Here is a 6,957-nt window from a genome sequence, read left to right as displayed (position 1 = left end):
CTCCGAGGGGTTCATCGTCGAGGCCTGAGCCCCGGCCGGCTCCGGGCGGCGGCGGCGCCGCGAAGGGCGGCGCCGGCAAGGGCGGCACCGCGAAGGGCGGCGCCTCGAAGGGCGCCGGCAAGGGCGGGACCCAGGACCGGGGTCCCCGGCCGTTCGCCTCCTCCGAGCGCAGCGCCCGGCGGATGCCGGCCACGCCCTACCGCCCGCCGCACCGTCGCCGCCGTCCCACGAACCCGCCGGTGGACCGGCTGGACCAGCACGACCCTGACGGGGTGCGCCTGCAGAAGCTCATGGCCCAGGCCGGGGTGGCCTCGCGGCGGGTCTGCGAGGAGATGATCGAGGCCGGCCGCGTGCAGGTCAACGGCGAGACCGTCACCGAGCTCGGCATCCGCGTGGATCCGGCGACCGTCGAGATCCACGTGGACGGCGTGCGCGTGCAGCTCGACGAGAACCTCGTCTACTACGCCTTCAACAAGCCCGAGGGCGTGCTCTCCACCATGGAGGACCCCGAGGGCCGCCCGTGCGTGGCCGACTACCTGAACCAGCAGAAGAACGAGCGCGTGTTCCACGTGGGCCGCCTCGACGTCGAGACCGAGGGGCTGCTGCTGCTCACCAACGACGGCGAGCTGACCAACCGGCTCACCCACCCCTCCTACGAGGTGCCCAAGACCTACCTCGTGCAGGTGCGCGGGCCCATGGAGAAGGGCGTCGGGGCCGCGATGAAAGCCGGCATCCAGCTCGAGGACGGGCCCGCCTCCGTCGACTCGTTCCGGCTCGTGGACTCCACCCCCGGGCACATCCTCGTGGAGGTCGTCCTGCACTCCGGGCGCAACCGGATCGTGCGGCGGCTCTTCGACGCGGTGGGCCACCCCGTGGAGAAGCTCGTGCGCACCCAGGTGGGTCCCATCCGGATCGGCGACCAGCGCCAGGGCACCATCCGCAAGCTGTCCCGGACCGAGGTCGGGCACCTCCTCGCCTCGGTCGGCATGTGAGGGGCCCCCGGTGACGCAGACCCCCTCCGCCCGATCGGCCCCCGCGGCGACCACCGGCCCCGTGCTCGTGGTCGGTGCCGGACTGCTCGGCGCCAGCATCGGGCTGGGCCTGCGCCACCTGGGCGTGGACGTGTGGCTGCAGGACGCCTCGCCCACCGCCGAGGCCGTGGCCCAGGACATCGGCGCCGGCCGCTCCTGCCGGGCCGCCGGACCGGCCCCGGAGCCGGCCCTCGTCGTCGTCGCCACCCCGCCCGACGTCACGGCCCGCACCGTGGCCGAGGCGCTGGAGCGCCACCCCGGCGCCGTCGTCCTCGACATCGCCTCCGTCAAGGAGGCGGTGCTGGAGGGCGTGCGCGAGCTGGGCGGCGACCTCGCCCGGTACGTGGGCACCCACCCGATGGCCGGGCGCGAGCGCTCCGGTCCCGTGGCGGCCCGCGGGGAGCTGTTCACCTCCATGCCCTGGGTCGTGTGCGACTCGGGGTTCTCCTCGCCCGCGGCCCTGGCCGCCGCGAAGAGCCTCGCGGTGGACCTCGGGGCGACCGTGACCTTCATGGACGCCCGGGAGCACGACGCCACGGTGGCGCTGATCTCCCACCTGCCGCAGGTGATGTCCTCGCTGCTGGCCTCCCGGCTGCAGGACACCCCGCTGCACCAGCTGTCCCTGGCGGGCCAGGGACTGCGGGACACCACCCGCATCGCCGCCTCGGACCCGCACCTGTGGGTGCAGATCCTCTCCGCCAACGCCGAACCCGTGGTGGCGTCCCTGCACGGGGTGCGCCAGGACCTCGACCGCCTCATCGCCACCCTCGAGGGACCCGAGGCCCCGGGCGCGCGCCTGGACATCGCCCAGCTCATCGCCGAGGGCAACGCGGGCCAGGCCCGCATCCCAGGCAAGCACGGCGGGGCGCCGCGGGCCTTCGCCAGCCTGACCGTGCTCGTCGGCGACGTGCCCGGGCAGCTGGCCCGCCTGCTCACCGAGATCGGGGAGATCGGCGTCAACCTCGAGGACCTGCGCCTCGAGCACTCCCCGGGCCAGCCGGTGGGCCTCGCCGAGGTCTCCGTGCTCCCCAACCGCCGCAAGGAACTCGTCGAGGCGCTCCAGGAGCGCGGATGGAAGGTCGTGCAGTGAACACCGGAACGAACACCGGACCGAACGCCGGGACGAGCTCCGCCGCGGGCGCCCCGGAGGCCGGGGCGCCGTTCCCCGGCGCCGGGCGGGAGCTGGTCGTCGCGATCGACGGGCCCTCCGGCTCGGGCAAGTCCAGCGTGTCCAAGGAGGTGGCCCGCCGCTTCGGCCTCGCCTACCTGGACACCGGGGCGATGTACCGGGCCCTCACCTGGTGGTGCCTCGACCGCGGGGTGGACCTCGCCGACGCCGACGCCGTGGTGGAGGCCGCCCGCACCTTCCCCCTCGCCCAGGGCACCGACCCGGACCGGGAGCTGGTCCTGGTGGGCGGCACCGACGTGGCCGTCGAGATCCGGGGCGCCCGGGTGACCGGGGCGGTCAGCGCCGTGGCGACCAACCCGGCGGCACGCGCCGTCCTGGTGGCCCGGCAGCAGGAGCTCATCGCCGACAGCGGCCGCCGGATCGTGGCCGAGGGCCGGGACATCACCACCGTGGTGGCCCCGGACGCCGAGGCGCGGATCCTGCTCACCGCGGACGAGCGGGCCCGGATGGCCCGCCGCGGCCTGCAGAACGGCGGGGTCGAGGACGCCGCGCAGCTGCGGGCCGAGGTCGTGGGCCGGGACGCGAAGGACTCCACGGTGGTCAACTTCACCGAGGCCGCCGACGGCGTCGTGACCATCGACTCCTCCGACCTCACGGTCGAGCAGACCGTCCAGGCCGTGCTCGACGCCGTCGTCCGAGCGGCCGGCCGCACGGCCTGAGCCGGGCCCGCCCGGCCACCCCCGACATTTTCCCGCACCCGACCGGCCGCCCCCGGCCCAGCGAAGGACAGCCATGACCGGCAACCCCGAGAACTCCGCGCACGACACCGCCCACGACCCCTACGAGGCCGAGATCCTCGGCGGCAGCACGGACGACGTCGCCGAGCGGCTCGCGGCCATCGACGACGACGAGGCCGAGCAGCGCGCGCAGGCCCTGCGGGCCGGGCTCGAGGACTACGAGCTCGACGAGGAGGACACCGCGCTGCTCGCCGGATGGGCCGAGGGTGAGGACCAGGCCCCGGTGCGCCGCCCCGCCCCCGTGCTCGCCATCGTGGGCCGGCCCAACGTGGGCAAGTCCACCCTGGTCAACCGGATCCTCGGCCGGCGCGAGGCCGTGGTGGAGGACACCCCGGGCGTCACCCGGGACCGGGTCTCCTACCGGGCCACCTGGGCCGGGCGCAACTTCACGCTCGTGGACACGGGCGGCTGGGAGTACGACGCCAAGGGCATCAACGCCCGGGTCGCCGAGCAGGCCGAGCTGGCGGTGGAGTTCGCCGACGCCGTGCTGCTCGTGCTGGACGCCACCGTGGGGGTGACCGCCGCCGACGAGGCCATCGTGAAGATGCTGCGCAAGGTGCGGAAGCCGGTGATCCTGGTCGCCAACAAGGTGGACTCCCCGCAGCTGGAGGTCGAGGCCACCTACCTGTGGTCCCTGGGCATGGGGGAGCCGCACCCGGTCTCCGCGCTGCACGGGCGCGGTGCTGCCGACGTCCTGGACGCCGTCATGGAGGTGCTGCCGGAGTTCTCCGCCGTGGCCGAGACCGAGCTCACCGGAGGGCCCCGCCGGGTGGCGCTGATCGGGCGCCCCAACGTCGGGAAGTCCTCGCTGCTCAACAAGCTCGCCGGCTCCGAGCGCGTCGTGGTCGACCCGCTGGCCGGCACCACCCGGGACCCGGTCGACGAGCTCATCGAGCTGGGCGGCAGGCCGTGGCGCTTCATCGACACCGCCGGCATCCGCCGCCGCGTGCACATGGCCCAGGGCGCCGACTTCTACGCGTCCCTGCGCACCCAGGCCGCCCTGGAGCGCGCCGAGGTGGCCGTGGTGCTGCTGGCCGCCGACGAGGTGCTCTCGGAGCAGGACGTGCGCATCCTGCAGCTGGCCGTGGACTCCGGGCGCGCCCTCGTGCTGGCCTTCAACAAGTGGGACCTGATGGACGAGGACCGCCGCTACTACCTGGAGCGCGAGATCGACCGCGACCTCGCGCACGTGGCCTGGGCGCCGCGGGTGAACGTCTCCGCCAAGACGGGCTGGCACAAGGACAGGCTGGTGCCCGCGCTGGAGAAGGCCCTCGAGTCCTGGGACACCCGCGTCCCCACCGGCCGGCTCAACGCGTTCCTCGGCGAGATCGTGGCCGCCCACCCGCACCCCGTGCGCGGCGGCAAGCAGCCCCGCATCCTGTTCGGCACGCAGGCCTCCTCCCGCCCGCCGCGCTTCGTGCTGTTCACCACCGGCTTCCTCGACCCGGGCTACCGCCGCTTCATCACCCGCCGGCTGCGGGAGACCTTCGGCTTCGAGGGCACCCCGATCGAGGTCAGCATGCGGGTGCGCGAGAAGCGCGCCCGGAAGCGCTGAGCGGCGGCGCCGGCCGAGATGAATTCCGCCCCGGGTTGCTGTAATGTGATGCGAGTGCTCAGGGCGGCGACGTACTGAGCGCTTCGGGCTGTGGCGCAGCTTGGTAGCGCACTTGACTGGGGGTCAAGGGGTCGCAGGTTCAAATCCTGTCAGCCCGACGAACCGGAGGCCGGTGGACCGCGGAGACGCGGACCACCGGCCTTCGTCGTGCCCGGGGTCCTCGCACCTGTGGCCGGCTCAGGCGCCCCGGTGGCGGCGCACCGTCTCCCGCAAGCGGTCCGGGTCCAGGTGCGGCCGCCCGCCGGCCGTGCCGACCACCTGCGCGGCGGCCGCCGCGGCCCACCACGCCGCGGTCCGCGGGTCCTCGCCGCGCAGCAGCGCGACGGCCAGCGCGGCCACGAACGCGTCGCCCGCGCCGGTCGGGTCCACCGGGTCCTCGCCGAGGTGCGGGAGCACCACGTGCCCGGCGGCCCAGGCGACCACGTCCGCGTCCCGGCGGCGAGGGCCACGACGCGCGGGCCCTGCTCCAGCAGCTCCCGCGCCGCCCGCACCGTCTCCGGCACCCCGCGCGGGGCCCACCCCACCAGCGCCTCGGCCTCCGAGCCGTCGGCGCGCACCACGTCCGCCGCGTCCAGGACCCGCCGCCGTGTCCGTGCGTCCGCGGGGGCCCCGTCGGCCACGACCAGCGCACCGCGGGCGGCCGCGAGCGCCTCCACCACCGCCGGGCCCGGCTGCTGGAGCTGGACCAGCACGGCGCCCGCGTCCTGCAGCAGTCCCGCCCGGGACCGCACGTCCTCGGCCGTGAGCAGCGCCGCCGGTGCCACGTCCTCGAGCAGACGGCGCACACCGGGCGGGCCGACGACGTCGACGAGCAGCGCCGTCGGCACGCCCTCGCGGCGCAGCACGCCGCCCACGCCGATCCCGTCCGCGGCGGCCTGGGCGAGCACGTCCTCGCCGGCCCGGTCGGTGCCGACGACCCCCAGCAGCTCCACCTCGGCGCCCAGCCGGCGGCACGCCACGGCCTGGTTCGCGCCCTTGCCGCCGAGCAGCTCCTGGCGCTCGCGGACCTCCGTCGAGCCGCCCTCCTCGGGAACCCGGTCGACGACCAGCACGAGGTCGCGTGCGACCTGCCCCACCACGACGACACCGGGCACGGGGCTCTCCTTCCGACGGCGGACCGGTCCTGCCGGCCAGCCTAGGGCAGCGCACCGGCCGCGGTGAGAGCACCGGCCGGCGGGACGGGCGTCACCCGCGCGGGGTGATGTGCGCACCGATCGTGGGGCACGACGGTGGGAACGACCCCGGGCGCGAGGCACCGTGCGCCCGCGGCGCCGACGCGGAGGAGCCGCCATGGCACTGCAGGCAGGAAGCGGAGCCCACACGCCCCCGAGCCGGGCACCGGGACCGCTGCTGGGCCGGCCCGTGGCGGTGCTCGTGGGGCTCACGGCGGCCGTCGTCGTCGTCCTCGGGATGCGCACGATGGCGGACCTGCTGGGCCCGGCGTTCCTCGCGCTGGTGCTCACCCTGGCGGCGCACCCGGTGCGGGGCTGGTTCGCCCGCCGTGGGCTGCCGGGCTGGGTCGGCACGGCCGTGGCCCTGGTCGCCGTCTACGCGGCCCTGCTGGTCCTCACGGCGTCCCTCGTGGTCGCCGGTGCCCGCTTCGCCACCCTGGTGCCGACCTACCAGGCCGAGCTGGACGCGCTGCTGGACGGGCTCGTCGCGGCCCTCGCCCAGGTCGGGGTGGGGCAGGAGCAGATCTCCCGGCTCCTCTCGGGGGTGGACCTCGGCCGGATCGCCTCCCTGGCGGGCGGACTGCTGGGCGGGCTGCTCGCCCTGCTCACCGACCTCTTCTTCATCGTGACCCTCGTGCTGTTCATGGCGGTGGACGCCGCGTCCTTCCCCGGCAAGCTGGCGGCCCTCCGTGGCGCCCCGGGGGAGCTCGCCGTGGCGCTGCGCCACTTCGCCGCCACCAGCCGGAAGTACCTGCTCGTCACCACGGTGTTCGGGCTGATCGTCGCGGCCGTGGACACCCTGGCGCTGATCTGGCTGGGCGTGCCCGTGGCGCTGCTGTGGGGCCTGCTGGCGTTCATCACCAACTACATCCCCAACATCGGCTTCGTCCTGGGCCTCGTCCCCCCGGCCCTGATCGGCCTGCTCGAGGGCGGGCCGCGGCTGATGCTCGCGGTGGTCGTGGTCTACAGCCTGGTCAACGTGGTGATCCAGACCTTCATCCAGCCGAAGATCGTCGGGGACGCGGTGGGGCTGTCCGTGACGGTGACCATGCTCTCGCTCGTCTTCTGGGCGGCCACCCTGGGGGCCCTGGGGGCGCTGCTGGCGGTGCCGCTCACGCTCTTCTTCAAGGCGGTCCTCGTGGACGCCGACCCCCGCACCCGGTGGGTCGCCCCGCTGCTGTCCGGCGCCGGCGCCGCGGACGCCGGCCGGGAC

The 6,957-nt window shown here is 75.2% G+C and carries 5 protein-coding genes, 1 tRNA gene and 2 pseudogenes; 6 read left to right on the top strand and 2 right to left on the bottom strand.

Features of this window, described 5'->3' with window-relative positions:
• The 5 genes from BJF77_RS07095 to BJF77_RS07075 form a co-directional block, all read left to right on the top strand.
• Window positions 1-992 (top strand): pseudouridine synthase (locus BJF77_RS07095; RefSeq protein ID WP_075871702.1); only part of this gene is annotated, 992 nt, incomplete at its 5' end.
• 10 nt (window positions 993-1,002) lie between these two features.
• Window positions 1,003-2,121 (top strand): prephenate dehydrogenase, encoded by a 1,119-nt coding sequence (locus BJF77_RS07090; protein WP_075871701.1) that lies wholly within the window; start codon window positions 1,003-1,005, stop codon window positions 2,119-2,121.
• Window positions 2,118-2,879 (top strand): (d)CMP kinase, encoded by a 762-nt coding sequence (gene cmk, locus BJF77_RS07085; protein ID WP_369821369.1) that lies wholly within the window; start codon window positions 2,118-2,120, stop codon window positions 2,877-2,879. The genes BJF77_RS07090 and cmk overlap by 4 nt, the downstream gene beginning before the upstream one ends.
• Before the next feature lie 73 nt (window positions 2,880-2,952).
• Entirely contained in the window at window positions 2,953-4,512 is a 1,560-nt protein-coding gene (der, locus tag BJF77_RS07080; RefSeq protein WP_238986028.1) for a ribosome biogenesis GTPase Der, read from the top strand.
• 84 nt (window positions 4,513-4,596) lie between these two features.
• Window positions 4,597-4,670, top strand: a tRNA-Pro gene (locus tag BJF77_RS07075).
• Between the two features lie 79 nt (window positions 4,671-4,749).
• Here BJF77_RS07075 and BJF77_RS21515 read toward each other — a convergent pair.
• The gene (locus BJF77_RS21515; RefSeq protein WP_255396169.1) at window positions 4,750-4,911 is read right to left on the bottom strand and encodes a hypothetical protein; all 162 of its coding nucleotides are present in this window, start codon (window positions 4,909-4,911) and stop codon (window positions 4,750-4,752) included.
• A gap of 152 nt (window positions 4,912-5,063) precedes the next feature.
• Window positions 5,064-5,864, bottom strand: a pseudogene (locus tag BJF77_RS21510) (PfkB family carbohydrate kinase); the annotation flags it as partial.
• Here BJF77_RS21510 and BJF77_RS21505 point away from each other — a divergent pair.
• Window positions 5,863-6,870: pseudogene (locus BJF77_RS21505) on the top strand (AI-2E family transporter); the annotation flags it as partial. The pseudogenes BJF77_RS21510 and BJF77_RS21505 overlap by 2 nt on opposite strands.
• Window positions 6,871-6,957: the final 87 nt, after the last annotated feature.

Source organism: Kocuria sp. CNJ-770, assembly GCF_001942375.1.
GTDB classification, from domain to species: domain Bacteria; phylum Actinomycetota; class Actinomycetes; order Actinomycetales; family Micrococcaceae; genus Kocuria; species Kocuria oceani.
Note: the sequence above shows the minus strand (reverse complement) of the source record. Positions and strands in the feature narration are given on the sequence as shown.

Coding starts and splice junctions, on each gene's coding strand:
- der (WP_238986028.1), top strand. CDS start 2,953: ATGACCGGCAACCCCGAGAACTCCGCGCACGACACCGCCCACGACCCC.